This is a genomic window from Caballeronia sp. SBC1, from assembly GCF_011493005.1.
Lineage (GTDB): Bacteria > Pseudomonadota > Gammaproteobacteria > Burkholderiales > Burkholderiaceae > Caballeronia.
Map to the genome: position 1 here is coordinate 1,834,866 of NZ_CP049156.1, position 17,799 is coordinate 1,852,664.

At 60.1% G+C, this 17,799-nt stretch carries 17 protein-coding genes; 16 read left to right on the forward strand and 1 reads right to left on the reverse strand.

Features of this window, described 5'->3' with window-relative positions:
- Positions 1-66: 66 nt before the first annotated feature.
- Positions 67-1,692, reverse strand: coding sequence for an IclR family transcriptional regulator C-terminal domain-containing protein (locus SBC1_RS08115; RefSeq protein WP_165090257.1), 1,626 nt, complete (start codon positions 1,690-1,692; stop codon positions 67-69).
- Between the two features lie 172 nt (positions 1,693-1,864).
- Here SBC1_RS08115 and SBC1_RS08120 point away from each other — a divergent pair, with 172 nt between their 5' ends.
- The 16 genes from SBC1_RS08120 to SBC1_RS40515 all read left to right on the forward strand — a co-directional run bounded on the left by SBC1_RS08120 (position 1,865) and on the right by SBC1_RS40515 (position 17,794).
- Entirely contained in the window at positions 1,865-2,671 is an 807-nt protein-coding gene (locus SBC1_RS08120; protein ID WP_241202054.1) for a ribonuclease activity regulator RraA, read from the forward strand.
- Positions 2,671-3,129 (forward strand): nuclear transport factor 2 family protein, encoded by a 459-nt coding sequence (locus SBC1_RS08125; RefSeq protein ID WP_165090263.1) that lies wholly within the window; start codon positions 2,671-2,673, stop codon positions 3,127-3,129. The genes SBC1_RS08120 and SBC1_RS08125 overlap by 1 nt, the downstream gene beginning before the upstream one ends.
- Before the next feature lie 16 nt (positions 3,130-3,145).
- Positions 3,146-3,454 (forward strand): Dabb family protein, encoded by a 309-nt coding sequence (locus SBC1_RS08130; RefSeq protein WP_165987556.1) that lies wholly within the window; start codon positions 3,146-3,148, stop codon positions 3,452-3,454.
- Between the two features lie 102 nt (positions 3,455-3,556).
- Positions 3,557-4,972 (forward strand): MFS transporter, encoded by a 1,416-nt coding sequence (locus SBC1_RS08135; RefSeq protein WP_165987558.1) that lies wholly within the window; start codon positions 3,557-3,559, stop codon positions 4,970-4,972.
- Positions 4,973-5,089: 117 nt separating this feature from the next.
- Positions 5,090-6,235, forward strand: coding sequence for a mandelate racemase/muconate lactonizing enzyme family protein (locus SBC1_RS08140; protein ID WP_370469617.1), 1,146 nt, complete (start codon positions 5,090-5,092; stop codon positions 6,233-6,235).
- A gap of 115 nt (positions 6,236-6,350) precedes the next feature.
- Positions 6,351-7,427, forward strand: a complete 1,077-nt coding sequence (locus SBC1_RS08145; RefSeq protein ID WP_165090272.1) for a mannonate dehydratase — start codon at positions 6,351-6,353, stop codon at positions 7,425-7,427.
- Between the two features lie 176 nt (positions 7,428-7,603).
- A complete protein-coding gene (locus tag SBC1_RS08150; RefSeq protein WP_165090275.1) occupies positions 7,604-8,893 on the forward strand; it encodes a beta-propeller fold lactonase family protein in 1,290 nt (429 codons plus the stop codon).
- A gap of 182 nt (positions 8,894-9,075) precedes the next feature.
- Positions 9,076-10,257 carry a porin gene (locus SBC1_RS08155; RefSeq protein WP_165090277.1) on the forward strand — a complete coding sequence of 394 codons (1,182 nt, stop codon included), beginning with the start codon at positions 9,076-9,078 and terminating at the stop codon, positions 10,255-10,257.
- A 626-nt stretch (positions 10,258-10,883) separates the two neighbouring features.
- Complete coding sequence (locus SBC1_RS08160) at positions 10,884-11,942, forward strand: hydrogenase expression protein HypE (RefSeq protein WP_165090280.1); 1,059 nt, start codon at positions 10,884-10,886, stop codon at positions 11,940-11,942.
- A 90-nt stretch (positions 11,943-12,032) separates the two neighbouring features.
- Positions 12,033-13,859, forward strand: coding sequence for a nickel-dependent hydrogenase large subunit (locus tag SBC1_RS08165; RefSeq protein ID WP_165090283.1), 1,827 nt, complete (start codon positions 12,033-12,035; stop codon positions 13,857-13,859).
- A complete protein-coding gene (locus SBC1_RS08170) occupies positions 13,856-14,395 on the forward strand; it encodes a NifU family protein (protein ID WP_165090286.1) in 540 nt (179 codons plus the stop codon). The genes SBC1_RS08165 and SBC1_RS08170 overlap by 4 nt, the downstream gene beginning before the upstream one ends.
- Positions 14,392-15,048 (forward strand): DUF5947 family protein, encoded by a 657-nt coding sequence (locus SBC1_RS08175; protein ID WP_207958430.1) that lies wholly within the window; start codon positions 14,392-14,394, stop codon positions 15,046-15,048. The genes SBC1_RS08170 and SBC1_RS08175 overlap by 4 nt, the downstream gene beginning before the upstream one ends.
- Positions 15,041-15,736 (forward strand): DUF6084 family protein, encoded by a 696-nt coding sequence (locus SBC1_RS08180; protein ID WP_165090289.1) that lies wholly within the window; start codon positions 15,041-15,043, stop codon positions 15,734-15,736. Before SBC1_RS08175 ends, SBC1_RS08180 begins: the two co-directional genes overlap by 8 nt.
- A complete protein-coding gene (locus SBC1_RS08185) occupies positions 15,733-17,133 on the forward strand; it encodes a hypothetical protein (RefSeq protein ID WP_165090293.1) in 1,401 nt (466 codons plus the stop codon). The genes SBC1_RS08180 and SBC1_RS08185 overlap by 4 nt, the downstream gene beginning before the upstream one ends.
- Positions 17,130-17,693, forward strand: a complete 564-nt coding sequence (locus SBC1_RS08190; RefSeq protein ID WP_165090297.1) for a hydrogenase maturation protease — start codon at positions 17,130-17,132, stop codon at positions 17,691-17,693. Before SBC1_RS08185 ends, SBC1_RS08190 begins: the two co-directional genes overlap by 4 nt.
- Positions 17,690-17,794 carry a hypothetical protein gene (locus SBC1_RS40515; RefSeq protein ID WP_371826747.1) on the forward strand — a complete coding sequence of 35 codons (105 nt, stop codon included), beginning with the start codon at positions 17,690-17,692 and terminating at the stop codon, positions 17,792-17,794. The genes SBC1_RS08190 and SBC1_RS40515 overlap by 4 nt, the downstream gene beginning before the upstream one ends.
- The last annotated feature ends 5 nt before the right edge of the window (positions 17,795-17,799 follow it).

A 17,799-nucleotide genomic window follows, 5' to 3' on the forward strand; every position in this document is an offset into this window, starting at 1 on the left:
ATGGCGAGCCCGATCATGCGATAACCACGTGACCACCGTGTGTCGGATGTGCATCTGATCGTCGTTTCAGGCGTAGCCGCTACCGCTTGCGTCCACGGAGTCAAGCCTGCCGAGGCGTACTTTGAGAAGGCGTCCCGACCACGGCGCGCTGGTGAGCGATTCCAGTGATTGCAAGTGCCGGTCGCTGGTGACATACAGCGCGGGGCCGTTTGCTTCGGCAACAAAAGCGAGGCCCGTCGGCGCGGCTACAGGCAGGCTGACCAGCCTGTCTACGCTGCCGTCGCCGGTGAACCGCACGACGCTCCAGCCGTCTTTGAGCGTGGTCCAGAGACCGCCGCAGTTGTCGAGGGCGACGCCTGACAAGCGTCCCGATCCCTTGGGCATTGATGCTAGCCGCCGCACGATCGATGCGCCTTTCTGCAACACGAACACGGTTCCGGAATCGGGCGCAACTGCGTAGGCCGTCACGCTGTCGCTGGCCCAGGTCATCGCTTCAATGCGCTCGCCGAAATGCCAATGTGACCTGAAACGGCCATCCTCGCCGATCACGCCCAACTGACAGTCCGTTGTGGCTTCGTTCCAGTACGCGGCCCACGAGCACCCATCCGGAGCCGTGCAAAGTGCCTTCACCGCAGGGTCGTTCCACGCCGACATGTCGGCGATCTTCACGAGCTCTCCGTTCGCGCCCAGCCGGGAGTGCGAGGCGCCATGCACCACGATCATTCCATCGCCGTAGAGCTGCATGGCGGTGATCGGTGCATCGAGCCGGGCGACGATGCGGTCCGTCTTGCCATTGAAGCAATGCACCGCGGGCGCGAGCGTATCGGCCCAGTAGAGACAGTTCGATGTCTGCGACCACACGGGAAACGCGCCGTGGAATGCCCAGGCTTCGCTGACGGGCTCGACCTCTTCCGCGCCCGGCTGATGTTTGCTCACGGCGAGTTGCGAGCCTACCCGACGCGCCGCTTCGGCGAGTTCCGGGCCGAGCAGTTCAAGCCGTGCAAGGCTCAGCCGGTACGCTGGCCCGGCGACGCTCAGCGCGCCGCGTACCTGTCCCGCCGAATCGATAATCGGCGCTGCCACGCAGCGCACGCCCAGCACGATTTCTTCGTCATCGATCGCGTAGCCGCGTGCCGCAGTGATGCCTAATTCGATCTGCAGGCGCCGGCGATCCGTGATGGTGCGCGGGGTCAACGGGTCGAGCGAGATGCTTCTCACGAGCGCCTCGCATTCGTCCTTGGGCAAGCGCGACAGGATCGCTTTTCCCTGACCCGTGCAATGCAGCGGCTTGCTTTGGCCCAGCGCCGCAGCAGAGCGCTGCGAGTGCGCACCGTCGCAACGTTCGAGCGACAGCACGGCGCCCCCGTCGAGCACGGCCAGATACGACGTCTCGCCCGTCAGGTCCCGCAGGGAGCGTAATTCGGCGCTCGCTGCCGCCACGAGATCGGGCATCAGGTACGCGTTGCGCACGAGTTCGAGATAGCGGAACCCGAGCCGATACACCCGCCTGACCTGATCGCGCCGCACGAGCCCACGTTCGACGAGCGTCGCGAGAATCCGGTACAGGGTTGTCTTGGGCAGGCCGGCTGTGTCCAGCAATTCCGCGTTACTCATGCCGTCAGGCGCCGCGCCGATCAGGTCGAGCACGCCGAGCGCTTTATCCAGTGAAGCGGTTCCTTCTCCTATTGCCATATTCCCATCCGTTGGAACTCAAGAGGCGAAATGAGGATATCACTGGTTTTCATGCATGGTTCACCGGTTTAGCATTCGATCCACGGTGAACGAAGAAACATCGGGCCTGGTTCCAGAGGTTGGAACTGGGGCTTTGATTTCACGCATCCAGCCTCTACGACAGGACACTCCAGTGAAGATCCATCACTATGCAGATTCCCTTGCCACCGCTGCGCCTCGCGACGTGGTGGTGAGCGACGAAACGCTCGCAAAGCTGGCCAAGGTCAGCAGCGGCTCCCTCACCACGCAGCTTTTCAAACACGGTTATCGACAGCCGGCGCTAGTGGGTTTGCGCGCGCTGAACAAGCATGTCGAATCGTTCGCCGGGCGCGCTTTTACGATGCGGTTCATCCCGGCGCGCGAGGGCATTGATACCTACGGCACGATGACCACCAAGCCGAACATGGACAACCTGCAGTGGCAGGGCGTCGAGCAGGTGAAGCCCGGCGATGTGCTCGTGATCGACAGCCAGAACGATCCGCGCGCGGCTTCCGCCGGGAACATTCTGGTCACCCGTTTGCTCGCGCGGGGCGCCAAAGCCATCATCACCGACGGCGCATTGCGCGACGGCAGCGAGATCGCCAACTTGCCGCTGCCGGCTTATGCGCGCGAGGTTACGGCGACTACCCGAATCTCGTACCACCACGTGGCGGACTTGCAAGTGCCGATAGGCTGCGCGGGCGTGGCGGTGTATCCGGGCGACATCATTGTTGGCGACGCGGACGGTATCACGGTAGTGCCGCCGCATCTGGCGCAAGAGCTAGCGGATTTCTGCACGCAGCAGGACGACCTGGAGCGCTATCTCGCCATGCGTATTGCTGCGGGTGAAGCATTGTGGGGCGTCTACCCGCCGAGTCCGCAAGCCTACGAAGACTACAACGCGTGGGTGGCAGCGGGGCGGCCGGCGATTGCGTCTGTCATTGCCAAGGAGAACCGCTGATGGCCGTGATCGATCACACTCGCTACGCCACATTGATCCGCCGTTATTTCGATGCCTGCAATGAAGCGGACTACGACAAGCTGGTGTCATGCTTCACGCCCGACGCGGTTCATTATTTCCCGGCGGGCCTGCCTGAAATTCCGTGGCGCACGGCGGACGTCATTGCCCGCAAATGGCAATGGTGCGTGGAAAACCTCGGCTCGCAATGGACCATCGAAAAGATTCTGGTGAGCCACGACAGCCACGAAGCGGTGATTGAGTGGACCCACTGGAAGGCGAAGTTGGGCGCGGCGTTGCGCGGTGACGAGTGGTATGTCTTCGACGAAACCAGCGGGCTCATCAAGGAGATTCGCGCGTATTACGCATCGCCTGCGGACAAGGACGTGATGATCAACGAGCTTGTCGATTTCGCTTATGAAGCGCGCGGCTACCATCTGAACGCGACCAAGAAGGCATGAAGCGGAGAGGGACGTCATGGTCATGAAACACATCGTCATGTTTCGTAGGCGAGCGAACGTGGTGAGCCAGCCGGGGCTTGAAGCGCAACTCGTTGAGCGCATGCGCACGCTGGACCGCGAGATCGCATTCGTGCGCGGATGGAAGGTCTCGGCGAACGAACTGGATCGCGCGATCTGCTGGGACTATCTGCTCGAATCCACCTTCGATGACCGGCAAGCGCTCGAGCAATACCTGCCGCATCCCGCTCATGTCGCGCTGATCACCGATCTGAAACAGTACTTCGACTGGGCTGCCGTCGACTACACGGACTCACTTGCCACCTGAACATTCGAACCCGGTTCGACAAGAAGCGGAACAGCTTCGCGGGTTCGCTCACACGCATGACGGCTGCGCTCGAAACAGAGCGAGCCGACTGGAGACAAAGCAATGAACAAGCACCCGTCGTCCGCGCATGCGGACCTGGGGCTGGCAGCCACCACGGCTGCCAAGGTGACCCAATCCGTGACCGCGGCCACGGCGCAGAACGGTCTGGCCGCAAGTACGCGTACACGATACCGTTTTATCACGCTGGCCTTGATCACGGTGGTCCTCGCACTCAGTTCCGGCGACCGGGCGGCCATGTCCGTCGCCGGTTCAGGCATGGCGAAGGAACTCCGCATTACATCAGTCGAACTGGGTTACATTTTTTCCGCGTTCAGTTGGGCCTATGTGATCTTCCTGATCCCGGCGGGCTGGCTGACGGATCGCATCGGCTCCAAGAAAGCGATGTTCAGCGCGATCGTAGTGTGGTCAATTTTCACCGTGTGCATGGGCCTGGTGCACTTCGTCGGGCTGGTGGTGCCCTTGTTGCTCGCGCTTCGTTTCCTGCTCGGTATTGCCGAGTCGCCTGTCGGGCCCGCGTCGGGGAGGATCATTGCCGCATGGTTCCCGGCCTCCGAGCGAGGAGTGGCCGGCGCCATCTTCAATAGCGCGCAATACCTTTCGCTCGCGCTATTCACACCGCTGATGGGCTGGCTGTGCCACGCGTTCGGATGGGAATACGTGTTCATCGTCATGGGCTGCGTGGGGATCGTGATCGGCGCTATCTGGTGGAAGAACTACTACCTGCCGATCAAGCACCCGGCCATGAGCGTAAGCGAGCTCGACTACATTCGGGCCGGCGAAGGACTCGTTGATCTCGAAGCCACGCAAAAGCTGGAGAAGACGGGACCCAAACGTTCGCAGTGGCGTGACATCGGCTCGCTCTTCGGGAGCCGCATGATGGTCGGCATCTTCATAGGGCAGTACTGCATCAGCGCGATCACGTGGTTTTTCGTCACGTGGTTCCCGATCTATCTGGTGAAGGATCGCGGCTTCGACATCCTCCAGGCGGGCTTTGTAGCGTCCATTCCGGCGGCAGCGGGTCTGATCGGCGGCGTGGCAAGCGGTTTTGTCTCTGACGGCCTGCTTAAAAAGACCGGCTCGCTGAGCATTGCACGCAAAGGCCCGGTCATCCTCGGCTTTCTGCTCAGTGCGAGCATGATTCTCTGCAACTACGTGAACACGCAATGGCTGGTGGTCGGACTGATGAGTCTCGCGTTCTTCGGCAAAGGTTTCGGTGCGTTGAGCTGGACCATTCTCGCGGACACAGCACCTCGAGAAATCATCGGCACGACCGGTGGCGTGTTCAACGCGCTCGGCAATAGCGCAGGCATTGTCACGCCAGTGGTGATTGGTTATCTCCTGCAAAGCACGGGGTCGTTCGCCGCCGCCCTTGTTTATGTTGGCGCGCATGGGCTGATCGCGGTACTGAGCTATGGGTTGATCGTCGGGAAAATCCAGCGTTACAAATTGAAGGACTAATCTTCAGAAGACGGGACGCGGATTCATGCACGTCGCGGCAATGGCATCCATTTTTCGTAAGGAGAAGTTGTGAGCACATTATCTAAATCATCGTCGGGTAAAGACCCGCTTGCACACTTGGCACGCGGTGCGGCCAGCGCGGATCGCATTACCGGCGTGAAGGTCTCGCTGACCTATCTGCCGCTTGCCGCCCCCATCAGCGACGCCAAGGTGCTGACCGGCCGGCAAAAGCCGCTGACAGAGATCGCGTTTATCTTCGCGGAGATTCGCACGGAAGGCGGTCACGAAGGCATCGGTTTCGGCTATTCGAAACGCGCCGGCGGACCGGGCATCTATGCACATGCGAAGGAGATCGCACCCGAGTTGATCGGCGAAGATCCGAACGACATCGCGCGCATCTGGAACAAGCTCTGCTGGGCCGGTGCATCAATGGGGCGCAGCGGCCTGACGACGCAAGCCATTGCGCCGTTCGACATCGCGCTTTGGGACATGAAGGCGAAACGCGCCGGCTTGCCGCTCGCGAAGCTGCTTGGCGCGCATCGCGATTCGGTGCAGTGCTACAACACCTCGGGCGGTTATTTGTCGATGCCGCTCGAACAGGTGATCGAGAACATAGACGCGTCGCGCGAACGCGGCATTGGCGGTATCAAGATCAAGGTGGGCCAGCCGCAGACAGCCATCGACCTGCAACGGGTAACGGCCGTGCGCAAGCATCTGGGTGACAGCTTCCCGCTTATGGTCGATGCGAACCAGCAATGGGACCGCGCTACCGCGCAGCGCTTCGGGCGTGTGCTCGAACAGTTCGATCTCACGTGGATTGAAGAGCCGCTGGACGCCTACGACGTGGAAGGACACGCGGCGCTGAGCGCATCGCTTGATACGCCGATCGCGACCGGCGAGATGCTGACGAGCTTCGGCGAACATGCGCAGTTGATTACGGCGCAGGCGTCGGATTTCATCCAGCCGGATGCACCGCGCGTGGGGGGCATCACGCCGTTCCTGCAGATCATGAGTCTGGCCGATTTCAAGGGCTTCAGCCTTGCGCCGCACTTCGCGATGGAGATTCACCTGCATCTTGCCGCCGCGTATCCGCGTGAACCGTGGCTTGAACATTTCGAATGGTTAGAGCCGATGTTCAACGAACGTCTCGAGTTGCGCGACGGCCGCATGCATGTGCCGAATCGTCCGGGCCTGGGCTTCAGTCTGAGTGATCAGGCTCGGGCGTGGACCAGGGACACGGCGTCGTTCGGTTCGGGCGTTTGAGCGCTGTCCTAAAGCGCGTTTCTAAGCGTAGGGAATACATTATGGCCGCATTACATCTGAACGAATTCCAACGCGGCCTTATCAACTTAGCGACTTAGCCGGAAGTGTGTCAATCATGAAGATGATTTTTCGCTGGCATGGTCCGAAGGACCCGATCAGTCTGCAGTACATTCGCCAGATTCCTGGGCTCTATGGAATCGTGTCGTCGCTTTACGACTTGCCGCTCGGAGAAGTGTGGCCCATCGAGCGGATCAAGGGACTCCAGAGCGCCGCGGCGGCGCATGACCTGAAGATGGAAGTGGTCGACAGCTTCCGGGCGCATGAAGAGATCAAGCTCGGGCGCCCCGGGCGTGAGCAACTGATGCCGCAATATGTCGCGACGCTCAGGAATCTTGCGGCTAGCGGCATCAAGGTAGTCTGCTACAACTTCATGCCGGTGTTCGACTGGACCCGCACGCAGATGGACTATGCGCTGTCCGATGGGTCGAATACGCTGTCGTTCGAAGCGGCCAGGGTGGAGGCGCTGGATGTGTCAAAGGGCATTCCGTTGCCGGGTTGGGGAACCCGTTATACGCCGGAGAAGCTGCAGTCATTGCTCGACGAATACGCTACGGTCAGTACGGAGCAGATGTGGCGCAATCTGGAATATTTTCTCTCGCATCTCGTGCCGGTCGCGCAAGAGCTCGGGCTGAAGCTCGCGCTGCACGCCGACGATCCGCCGCGCTCCGTGTTCGGGCTGCCGCGCATCATCAAGAATATTGAGGACCATCGTCGCGTGCTCAATATTGTCAATTCAAAAGCGAATGGGTTGACGCTTTGCAGCGGTACGCTGGGATCAGACCTGCGCAACGACGTGCCTGCTTTCATCAATGAATTCGCGGCGCGGCAACGCGTGCATTTCGTGCATCTTCGCAACGTCAAGGTGAGCGATAACGGCGACTTCTACGAGTCGGCGCATCCAACCGAATGCGGCTCGCTTGACATGGCCGAGATCATGAAGGCGCTTCATGATGCCAACTTCCAGGGTTATGCGCGTCCCGATCACGGCCGCATGATCTGGGGCGAAACGGGCGTGCCGGGGTACGGTCTTTATGATCGCGCGTTAGGCATCATGTATCTGCAAGGGCTGTGGGAAGGCATTGGTAAAGAGAAGGCCCGTGCGCAGCTTTTGCAGGGCCGCGTGGCGGCCTGAACGTTCGCATGACGCGCCAACGTTTTAACAATCGATCGGCAGTCTAAATCCAAGGTATTCACCGGGTCGTGCTTTTCATGCACGACCCGGGCTGCCGCATGCAAACAGTCGACGCGATGACTTCGCCGGATGCGATCAAACCGGCTCGTATAAATATCGAAGCAGGAGACAAAACAATGACGCAAGATTATGGCGACTGGCCCCGGAAAATCGGGCGCCGCAGATTCTGCGCGGGCGTCGCTGCTGCAACGGCCACAGCGGTTGCGCCTTCGCTAAGCAGGGCAGCGCGTACGTCGGAAGACGCCGCGTTCTACGTGGCGGTGGGTGCAACGTTGACGGTGTACCGGCCGGACACGCAAGCGCAAACGTTGATACGCGACAGCGAGACTGTGTTGCCGGAGGCAATTCAATATGCGTGGGCGCATCCTGCGTTGCCATTGCTATACGTCGCATTCAGTAACCGCTATTCCACGAAGGCCGACAATCATCACGGCGTGTCCGTCCTGCGAATCGATCAGGCAACGGGCAGGCTATCGCCTTTCGGCGAACCGTTGATTCTGAAGAACCGGCCGGTGAATGTCACGCTCGACCCCAAAGGCCAATACCTGCTGGTCGCCTATAACGCCCCGAGTGACCTTACTGTGCATCGGCTTGCAGCAGATGGTGCCATGGGCGAAGCGGTGGCCCAGCAACACGCCGTAGACGCCGGCATTTATGCTCATCAGGTCCGTGTTGCGCCCGACGATTGCACCGTTGTCCTCCCCACACGCGGAAACGACGCAACCGCAAGCAAGCCCGAGGATCCCGGTGCACTGAAAGTATTCCGTCTCGAAGACGGGCAGCTCACAGGCGAGCAATCAGTTGCGCCTAACGGTGGTTTCGGCTTCGGCCCGCGTCATGTGGATTTTCATCCGGCGAAGCCGTGGATGTATGTATCCATGGAACGTGAAAACCAGTTGCAGATGTTCGATCTGAAAGCGGGACGGCTTGCACCACAGGCGCGTTTCATCAAGACGACTCTCGCTCGTCCCAGCGACGTTCATCCGCAACAGCTCGCGGGTCCCATTCATATGTCGCGTGACGGGCGCTTGGTCTACGTCGCCAATCGTGCCGACGCCACCACGGACTTCGGTGGCAAGAAAGTATTCGCGGGAGGAGAAAACAGCATAGCGGTGTTCCGTATCGACCAGCAGACTGGCGAGCCGGTACTGGTCCAGACAGCGGCCACGGACAGCTTTCATCCGCGCACGTTTTCCCTTCATCCAAATGGACGCATGCTCGTTTCCGCTGAGATCGAACCGCTCGATGTGCGTGACGGCAACACGGTGCGCACGGTCAACGCGGCGCTGAGCGTGTTTCAGATCGCCGCCGACGGTCGGCTTCGACGCGTGCGGAAATACGACGTTGAAACGGGCACCGACTGGATGTTCTGGTGCGGCATGGTGCCGTTACGCGCACGCGCGTGAAGTCGGTCACTTTGAGTTTCGCGATCCGGGCTTCGGTGGCAAGAGAAGCATAGCCCGATATCTTTTAACGCTTTTAACGACTAACAAGACCCATCAATTTCCGGTCTCTGCATGAACGTTCCAGCGTTCGTGCAGGGCGAAGCTTTGGCCTTAACAACAACGACGAATCAGGAGATCCATCCATGAAGAAAGTCCTTTTCAGTGCCGCCCTGTTCGGCACGCTCGCCAGTGCAGCGAATGCGCAAAGCAGCGTCACGCTTTACGGCATTATCGATGAAGGTATTAACTACAACAGCAACATGAACGGCGGTCGTTCGTATGCAATGCAAGGCGGCGTGAGTCAGGGAAGCCGCTGGGGTTTCAAGGGCGTTGAAGACCTGGGTGGCGGTCTGAATGCGATATTCACACTTGAAAACGGTTTCGACCCCAGCACCGGCAAATTCAGTCAGGGCGGCCTGGAATTCGGACGCCAGGCCTTTGTCGGATTGTCGAGTCAGTGGGGTACGGTTACAATCGGGCGGCAATATGACGTCAACGCAGACTTCGTCGGACCGCTGGAAGCCGGGTCGCAATGGGCCGGGAACATTGGCGCTCATCCGGGTGACCTGGACAACCTGAACAACTCGGTTCGCACCAACAACGCCGTCAAACTAAAGAGCCTGTCATATGGCGGTTTCTCGTTTGGCGGCATGTACAGCCTCGGTGGCGTAGCCGGCGATGCCACCCGCAACCAGGCGTGGTCAGTCGGCATGGGTTACAACCGTGGGCCGCTGGTCCTCGGCGCCGGTTACATGAACGTGCGCAATTCGAACGTGAGCTTCTTCGGCAACGCCACTTCGGGCACCCCTTCGGTTACCGCGGCCAACTCCGCATACCCCATTTATAGCGGCTTCCTGTCCGCACGCACTTACCAGGTCGCGAGCGTGGGCGGCGCTTATTCGTTCGGGGCATCGACTCTTGGTTTCACTTATTCGAATGTTGCGTTCAAGGATCTCGGCGATACCAGCAGCGGCCCGAACGCGTCCGGCTACACGGGCAGCGTGCATTTCAACAATGCGGAAGCGAACTTCAAGTATCAGATCACGCCTGCGCTGCTCGTGGGACTCGCTTACGACTATACGAAGAGCAGCAGCGTTTCATCGGCAACGGGAACCAACGGCGGCGCAACTTATCATCAGGGAATGGCCGGCCTGGATTATTTCCTTTCGAAGAGGACCGATGTGTACTTGCTGGGTATCTACCAGAAGGCATCGGGTACGGACTCGCTTGATCACGCAGCGGTGGCATCCATCAATAATCAGTCGTCGCCCTCAAGCAATGACCATCAGGCCGTCGTGCGAGTCGGCATTCGTCACAAGTTTTAATGAAATAAAGACGGCGTGCGGCCTGAAATGAATGCGCGTTGTTCGCAACCATTCCGCGGTCCTACGCGAAGACGCAAGCCCGGTAGTCCATGGTGTTACCCCGCAGTGCAACAGCGAATCATGGGGCGTCGGGCGTCTATCAAGGCTGGGGGATCGAGGTGGACAAGGGCACGCATCGGGTAGCAATATCCCCTCGTTAAAGCGGGCTGCGGTAAAGCATGCCACTACCGCGCGTCCTGTTCGTGTTCGCGAAGCTGACGTTCAACTCAGATCGTTAAACAAGCATATTTCCTGCGTGTTAGAAAAACCGACTGAGAACGCAAGCGCCCGGGTTATCACGCCAGGCGTCCGGGAAAACCTTTGCAGAAACCGGTTGATTGACCGGCGTTACGAACTATATTTAAGAGAATAAAAAACACGGTCATGCGGGCGATAGGTTTAATAGAGGTCTGACTATCGGCCCAACGCACACCGGAGAGACGAGCGAACAGCCAGGCCATGGCGACAATTGATTGATCGCCGCGTCTGCTCGTTCGCTAAAGGCGGTTCCCCGCCACGGCCGGCAACCGACACGTTGCAATCCGCGGGGACGTCGCTAATTCGCCAGCAGGCGAGGAGGTTCCACCATGGATCCGGCAAGCGCCATTCCGTATGGCCGCAAAACTCAACACGCCCCTGCACTGAGTGAAGTACATATCCTGTGGATCACCGCGGGCCTCGGTTGCGACGGCGATTCCGTATCGATCACCGCCGCCACGCAGCCTAGCATTGAAGACGTGCTGCTCGGCGCCATCCCCGGACTACCGAAGGTTCATCTGCACAATCCGGTGTTGGCTTATGAAAACGGCGCGGAGTTCATGGCGCCGTTTCATGCTGCAGCGCGGGGTGAGATGGACAATTTCGTGCTGGTCATGGAAGGCTCGATCCCGAACGAGAAGATCAATCGAGAGGGGTACTGGGCTGCCATGGGAACGGACCCCGACACGCATGAACCGATCACGATTCCGCAATGGCTCGATCGCCTGGCGCCTAAAGCGCTGGCCGTGGTCGGTGCGGGCACGTGCGCGACCTACGGTGGCATTCATGCGATGGAAGGCAATCCCACGGGCTGCATGGGCCTTGCGGACTATCTTGGCTGGGACTGGAAATCGAAAGCGGGCCTGCCTATTGTGAACGTCCCGGGTTGTCCGGTTCAGCCGGACAACTTCATGGAGACGCTGCTATACCTGCTGTATCAACTGGCGGGCCTCGCGCCCATGATTCCGCTGGACGCGGCTCTTCGTCCCAAGTGGCTGTTCCAGCGCACCGTGCACGATGGATGCGACCGCGCGGGTTCCTACGAACAGGCGCTGTTCGCGAAGGAATACGGGAGTCCGAACTGTATTGTCAAGCTCGGATGCTGGGGGCCGGTGGTCAACTGCAACGTTCCCAAACGCGGCTGGATCAACGGCGTGGGCGGGTGTCCTAACGTGGGCGGAATCTGTATCGGCTGCACGATGCCCGGGTTCCCTGACAAGTTCATGCCGTTCATGGACGAGCCTCCGGGTGCGGTCCTTTCGTCGAATCTCATCAAGTCTTACGGCGGACTTATCCGCAGCCTGCGCAAGCTGACCAATTCGACCGTCAACGAGGAACCGAAATGGCGGCATAACCGTCCCACGCTGACGACTGGTTACCGTCCCTGAACTGTTTGTTGCGCGGAGCATATGCGGATACCGCCGCTGATCAACATCACGGCGGTCGCGGAGAGAGGCAGAAGTATCCAGGAGGGGGTCATGGCGGACATTGCGGCACCTGAACTGAAGTCGGGCACGGCGTCACAGCCTGGCAAACTGGTCGAGATGAACTGGGACCCGATTACGCGGATCGTTGGCAGTCTCGGCATTTATACGAAGATCGATTTCGAGCAGCGCAAGGTCGCCGAGTGCTACAGCACGTCGTCGATTTTTCGCGGCTACAGCATCTTCATGAAAGGCAAAGACCCACGCGACGCGCACTTCATTACCAGCCGGATCTGCGGCATCTGCGGCGACAACCACGCGACCTGCTCGGTGTATGCGCAGAACATGGCGTACGGCGTGAAGCCGCCGAACATCGCGGAATGGATCGTCAATCTTGGCGAAGCGGCCGAGTACATGTTCGATCACAACATCTTCCAGGACAATCTGGTCGGCGTGGATTTCTGCGAGCAGATGGTCAAGGAAACCAACCCCGGCGTATGGGAGAAAGCGCAGAAAGCCGCCTCGCCGCACGCGGAGATTCACGGCTACAAGACTATCGCGGACATCATGACCGCGCTGAATCCGTTCACCGGCGAGTTCTATCGCGAGACGCTCCATGTGAGCCGTTATACGCGCGAGATGTTCTGCCTGATGGAAGGCCGTCACGTGCATCCGTCAACGCTGTATCCGGGTGGAGTGGGGACAGTGCCGACCGTGCAGCTGTTCACCGACTACATCACCCGTTTGATGAAGTATGTGGAGTTCATGAAGAAGGTCGTGCCGCTGCATGACGACCTGTTCGATTTCTTTTATGAAGCGCTGCCGGGTTATGAGGAAGTCGGCCGTCGCAGGATTCTGCTGGGGTGCTGGGGCTCGTTCCAGGACCCGGACGTATGCGACTACAACTACAAGACCATGACCGACTGGGGCCGCAGCATGTTCGTCACGCCCGGCGTGGTGGTGGACGGCGAACTGGTCACCACGGATCTGGTCGAGATCAACCTGAACATCCGCATTTTGCTCGGCAGTTCGTTCTACGATGACTGGGATCATGAACAGACCTTTGTCCGGCAAGACCCTCTGGGAAATTCGATCGATCGCAAGCATCCGTGGAACCAGACCACCTTGCCACGGCCGCAGAAACGCAAGTTCGACGGCAACTACACGTGGGTCATGTCTCCGCGCTGGTACGACAAGCGCACGGGCGATTACCTCGCGCTGGATACCGGCGGTGGACCGATTGCACGGTTGTGGACGACAGCGCTCGCGGGCCTGGTGGATATCGGCTATGTGAAGTCCACTGGTCACAGCGTGAAGATCTATTTGCCGAAGACGGCGCTTAAACCCGAAGTCGAGTTCGAATGGAAGATCCCGAAGTGGAGCAACGCGATTGAACGTGATCGTGCGCGCACCTATTTTCAGGCCTATTCGGCCGCGTGTGCGCTGCATTTCGCGGAGAAGGCGCTGGCCGAATTGCATGCGGGCCATACCCGCACATTCACGCCGTTCCAGGTACCCGATGAAGCTATCGGCTGCGGTTTTCATGAAGCGGTGCGCGGGGTGTTGTCGCATCACCTGGTGATCAAGGGCGGCAAGATAGCGAACTACCACCCGTATCCGCCAACCCCGTGGAATGCGAATCCGCGCGATATCTACGGCACGCCCGGACCGTATGAAGACGCGGTGCAAAATACGCCCATCTTCGAAGAGAACGGGCCGGACAAGTTCAAGGGTATCGACATCATGCGGGCGGTGCGCAGCTTCGATCCGTGCCTGCCGTGCGGTGTCCATATGTATGTCGGGGATGGCAAGACCGTCGATGTCGCGCACTCGCCGACCTTCGGCGTTCCGCCGGGCATGAAGCCGGGAGGGCACTCATGAGCGACGCGCGCGTGCTTGAGGAACAACAACGGCGCATCGACGAATTGATTGCAGCACTGGCGGCACTGGACGACACGCATGCGCGCGATATTGCGCAGGCATTGTTGCAGGTGGTGCTCGATCTGCATGCAAGCGGCCTTGCCCGGCTGGCGGAGATCGTGACCGAGGCGGATGGCGCTGATGGTCCGATCGTCGCCCGGCTGATGCAGGACAAACAGGTCAGCGCATTGTTGTTGCTGCATGGGTTGCATCCGCAGGACCTGGCTAGCCGCGTCGCGCATGCGGTCGAGGGACTGCGGGCGCCGCTTGGTGCGCAAGGCGTGAGGATCGAACTGGTCGATGCAGGGGAGGACCTGGTACGCGTTCGTCTGGCGGGCGTGCTGACTGGCAAGCACGTTACGCCTGCCGATGTGCAGAACGATATCGAGCGGGCGATTTTTGAACAGGCGCCGGACGTGGCGCGCATTGAAATAGACGGGATGCCGGACGTCAATGTCCATGAGCTGCGGTTTGTCGCAACGCTGCCAACATCATGAATGCACGCGGGGGGGAGCAACCCGGGCAAACCGGGCAACGTGGCTGGGTAGCTGCGCTGCGCGCGTTCGCCCGGCCGCCGGTGGCCGCGCTATGTGAACTGTGCGGCGAACCGCTCGACGGCACTCATCCTCATCTGCTCGAACTGGAACAACACGCGTTGCGGTGCTGCTGCCGCGCGTGCGCGTTGCTGTTCGGGAGCCAGCAAAACGCGCGCTACAAGCGGGTGTCGGAAAACGTTCGCTGGCTCAGCGAATTTCATTTGAGCGACGACCAATGGGACGCATTGGCGATCCCGATCGGCATTGCATTTTTCTATAAGGACTCGGCGGCGCAACGCGTGATCGCGATGTATCCGGGTGCTGCCGGCGCGATGCAGTCGTCGCTTGATCTGAGTGCGTGGGACCGTCTGGTTGCCGACAACCCCATCCTCGATACCCTCGAACCCGATGTCGAGGCGCTATTGGTGAATCGCGTGGAAGGCGCGCGCGAGCATTATCGCGTGCCTATCGACCAGTGTTACGCATTGACCGGCGTGATCCGGGCGCGCTGGCGCGGATTGTCGGGTGGTGTGGATGCATGGCGCGCGATTCACGCTTGTTTTGCGGCGCTGAAAGCGGGCGAGCGTTTGCCCGAGGGAGTGCCGAATGCCTGATCTTGACTTCGTCGTCGAGGGTGCGGAAGTTGCGCTGAATTCGGTTTCGCCGTTGCTGTTGTTCAAGCTGCGCGTGAGTAATAAGGGCGCGTCGAACGGGTTGAGTGCTAGAGAGGAAATCGCGAGCCTTGCGCTGCATTGCCAGATCCAGATAGAAGCGACCCGGCGAACTTACGATCCGCTCGATCAGGCGCGGCTTAGCGAATTGTTCGGCGTACCGCAGCGCTGGTCGCAGACGTTGCGAACCCTGTTGTGGACGCACGCAAGTGCTGCTGTTCCTTCGTTCACTGAAACCTGCACGGTCGATCTTCCGGTGCCGTGCACGTTCGACTTCAATGTGGCAGCCGCAAAGTATTTCGAGGCGCTGGCAAACGCAGAGGGAGAGATTCCCTTGATGCTGCAATTCAGCGGCACGATTTTTTATCGCGAGAGCGACGGCACGTTGCAAGTCGCGCGCGTTCCGTGGCACAAGGAGGCCGCGTTCCGCCTGCCGGTTGCAACCTGGCGCGCGATGCGGGACTACTACTACCCGAACACTTCATGGATGTGCGTGCAGCGCGACGTGTTCGAGCGGCTGGAGCGTTATCGGATCGAGCGAGGTTTGACCGGCTGGGACCAAGCACTCACGTCCTTGCTGGACGAGACACGCAGCGAACAGGCGTGGCCCGCGCAGGGAGGCTTGAAATGAACGCTATCGAGGGGATCGTTCAGGCCGTGCTGTACGAGGGGTACATGCTTTATCCGTACAGACCGTCCTCGGTGAAGAACCGGCAGCGCTGGACTTTTGGGAGCGTGTATCCGCGAGCGTGGGCCGACTGGTCCGGCAGCGATGCATCGATGATGCAGACCGAATGCGTGATTCAAGGCGATGATGAAACGCGCGTAACGGTACGTCCATGTTTTCTGCATCTGATCGAGCGGGACGTGCGTGAGTTGAGTGAGCCTGCGTCTGCATGGACAGGCCTAGATGAAGGCTCGTCCCGGTCGGTGGCTTCGCTGGAAGTGGGCGGCCGGCGTTTCGACGCGTGGCAGGAAGCCGGTGAACAACACGTCGAAGTCCCGGTATTGAAGCTTGGGGAATTGTGCATAGCGGGGTTACGTCTGCCGTTTTCGCTGGCCGGAAGCCGTGCTGTGGAACCGCTGGCGGAAACGGATGGCCGCGTGCGCGGCGCGCTTGTGCGCACGCGGGCGGCGATCGTTGGCCGTGTGGAATGCTGCGCAACGCGGATCGACGAACGCACCTTCAGGCTCACGGTACGCATAGTCAACGTGACACCGGTCGATGAACCGCAGCGTTTGAATCGCGATGCTGCTTCATCATTCGCTTTGCTGTCATGCCATGCAGTGTTGGCCGTGGAGGGGGCGGCGTTCGTCTCGTCAATCGAACCGCCGGACGAACTCGCTGAGGCCGTTGCGGGTTGCACGAATATCAGCTTATGGCCGGTGCTGGTCGGCTCCGGTGAACGCCACGACACCATGCTCGCGGCGCCGATCATCCTCTACGACTACCCGCAGGTCGCGCCGGAAAGCGCAGGCGATCTCTTCGATGCCACCGAGATCGACGAGATCCTGACGCTGCGAATCCTCACCATGACCGACGCGGAAAAGCGCGAGATGGCCGCTGGCGATGAACGCTCACGCGCGCTGCTCGAACGCACGGAAAACCTGACAGCCAGCGACTTGCAGCGGCTGCATGGAACCTTGCGTGAAGTGCGCGCGGGGTCGGGCCAGGGTTGGCCTGACGTGTCCGAGGAAACAGGTGAGGCGCCCGAAGACATGGCTCCCTGGGCCGAGCTTGACGCCAAGCCACGGCTTTCTTGCGTCAACGTCGACGGCGTGGCGTTGCAGGTCGGGGCGCGCGTCGTGCTGCATCCCCACGCCCGCGCCGATATCTTCGACCTGGCTCTGCGCGATCAGATAGCGACCATCGAATCCATTGAGCGCGATTTCGAGGATCACGTCCATGTAGCGGTGACGATCGACTCCGATCCCGGGCGTGACTTCGGCCTTGCGCGTATGCCGGGTCATCGCTTCTTTTTCGCGCCCGACGAGATCGAGCCGTTGCGTGAGGAGGGGGCCTCATGACTTCGATGCTGGTGGCAGGAGTTGGCAACGTCTTCCTGGGTGACGACGGTTTCGGCGTCGAGGTCGTGCGGCGTCTACACGAAAGACGGACCGACGCGTGGCCACCGAATGTGCGGGTGATCGACTATGGAATCCGGGGAATCGATCTGTATTACACGCTGCTGGATGGTGTGGACCTTGCCATCCTCGTCGATGCAACGCATCGGGATGGGCCACCGGGCACGTTGTACATCGTCGAGCCCTCTACAAAGAACAACAACGATGGTTTTGAAGGTGATGCTTCGCCCGTTCTGTTGTCGCCACATGATCTCGATCCGGCGAAAGTCCTTCAGGCCGTGCAAGCGATGGGTGGTGAAGTCGGACGTATTGTTCTGATCGGTTGTGAGCCGGAAAGTCTCGGGACGGAGGATGGGCAAGAGGGGCGCATGGGACTGAGTGCCCCCGTCGCGGTGGCGGTAGACAAAGCAGTAGACACCATTGAAACAATGATCGAAAGCATGCAGGCGCAGACCACCTCGGTCAACGCTGGATGCGTGTCGCAGGACCACTGGAGAGCATGATGAGGTTCTTGCTGAAGTACTTGTTATTGTCAGGGCTGATTGTTGGCGTTGCGGCGAACCTGAAGGATATCCGCCGCTATATCCGTATTCGCAACATGTGACGGAC

Excerpts from the sequence above, each read along its gene's own strand:
- SBC1_RS08115 (WP_165090257.1), bottom strand. The coding sequence starts at position 1,692 with ATGGCAATAGGAGAAGGAACCGCTTCACTGGATAAAGCGCTCGGCGTG.
- SBC1_RS08125 (WP_165090263.1), top strand. The coding sequence starts at position 2,671 with ATGGCCGTGATCGATCACACTCGCTACGCCACATTGATCCGCCGTTAT.
- SBC1_RS08130 (WP_165987556.1), top strand. The coding sequence starts at position 3,146 with ATGGTCATGAAACACATCGTCATGTTTCGTAGGCGAGCGAACGTGGTG.
- SBC1_RS08135 (WP_165987558.1), top strand. The coding sequence starts at position 3,557 with ATGAACAAGCACCCGTCGTCCGCGCATGCGGACCTGGGGCTGGCAGCC.
- SBC1_RS08145 (WP_165090272.1), top strand. The coding sequence starts at position 6,351 with ATGAAGATGATTTTTCGCTGGCATGGTCCGAAGGACCCGATCAGTCTG.
- SBC1_RS08150 (WP_165090275.1), top strand. The coding sequence starts at position 7,604 with ATGACGCAAGATTATGGCGACTGGCCCCGGAAAATCGGGCGCCGCAGA.
- SBC1_RS08155 (WP_165090277.1), top strand. The coding sequence starts at position 9,076 with ATGAAGAAAGTCCTTTTCAGTGCCGCCCTGTTCGGCACGCTCGCCAGT.
- SBC1_RS08160 (WP_165090280.1), top strand. The coding sequence starts at position 10,884 with ATGGATCCGGCAAGCGCCATTCCGTATGGCCGCAAAACTCAACACGCC.
- SBC1_RS08165 (WP_165090283.1), top strand. The coding sequence starts at position 12,033 with ATGGCGGACATTGCGGCACCTGAACTGAAGTCGGGCACGGCGTCACAG.
- SBC1_RS08170 (WP_165090286.1), top strand. The coding sequence starts at position 13,856 with ATGAGCGACGCGCGCGTGCTTGAGGAACAACAACGGCGCATCGACGAA.
- SBC1_RS08175 (WP_207958430.1), top strand. The coding sequence starts at position 14,392 with ATGAATGCACGCGGGGGGGAGCAACCCGGGCAAACCGGGCAACGTGGC.
- SBC1_RS08180 (WP_165090289.1), top strand. The coding sequence starts at position 15,041 with ATGCCTGATCTTGACTTCGTCGTCGAGGGTGCGGAAGTTGCGCTGAAT.
- SBC1_RS08185 (WP_165090293.1), top strand. The coding sequence starts at position 15,733 with ATGAACGCTATCGAGGGGATCGTTCAGGCCGTGCTGTACGAGGGGTAC.
- SBC1_RS08190 (WP_165090297.1), top strand. The coding sequence starts at position 17,130 with ATGACTTCGATGCTGGTGGCAGGAGTTGGCAACGTCTTCCTGGGTGAC.
- SBC1_RS40515 (WP_371826747.1), top strand. The coding sequence starts at position 17,690 with ATGATGAGGTTCTTGCTGAAGTACTTGTTATTGTCAGGGCTGATTGTT.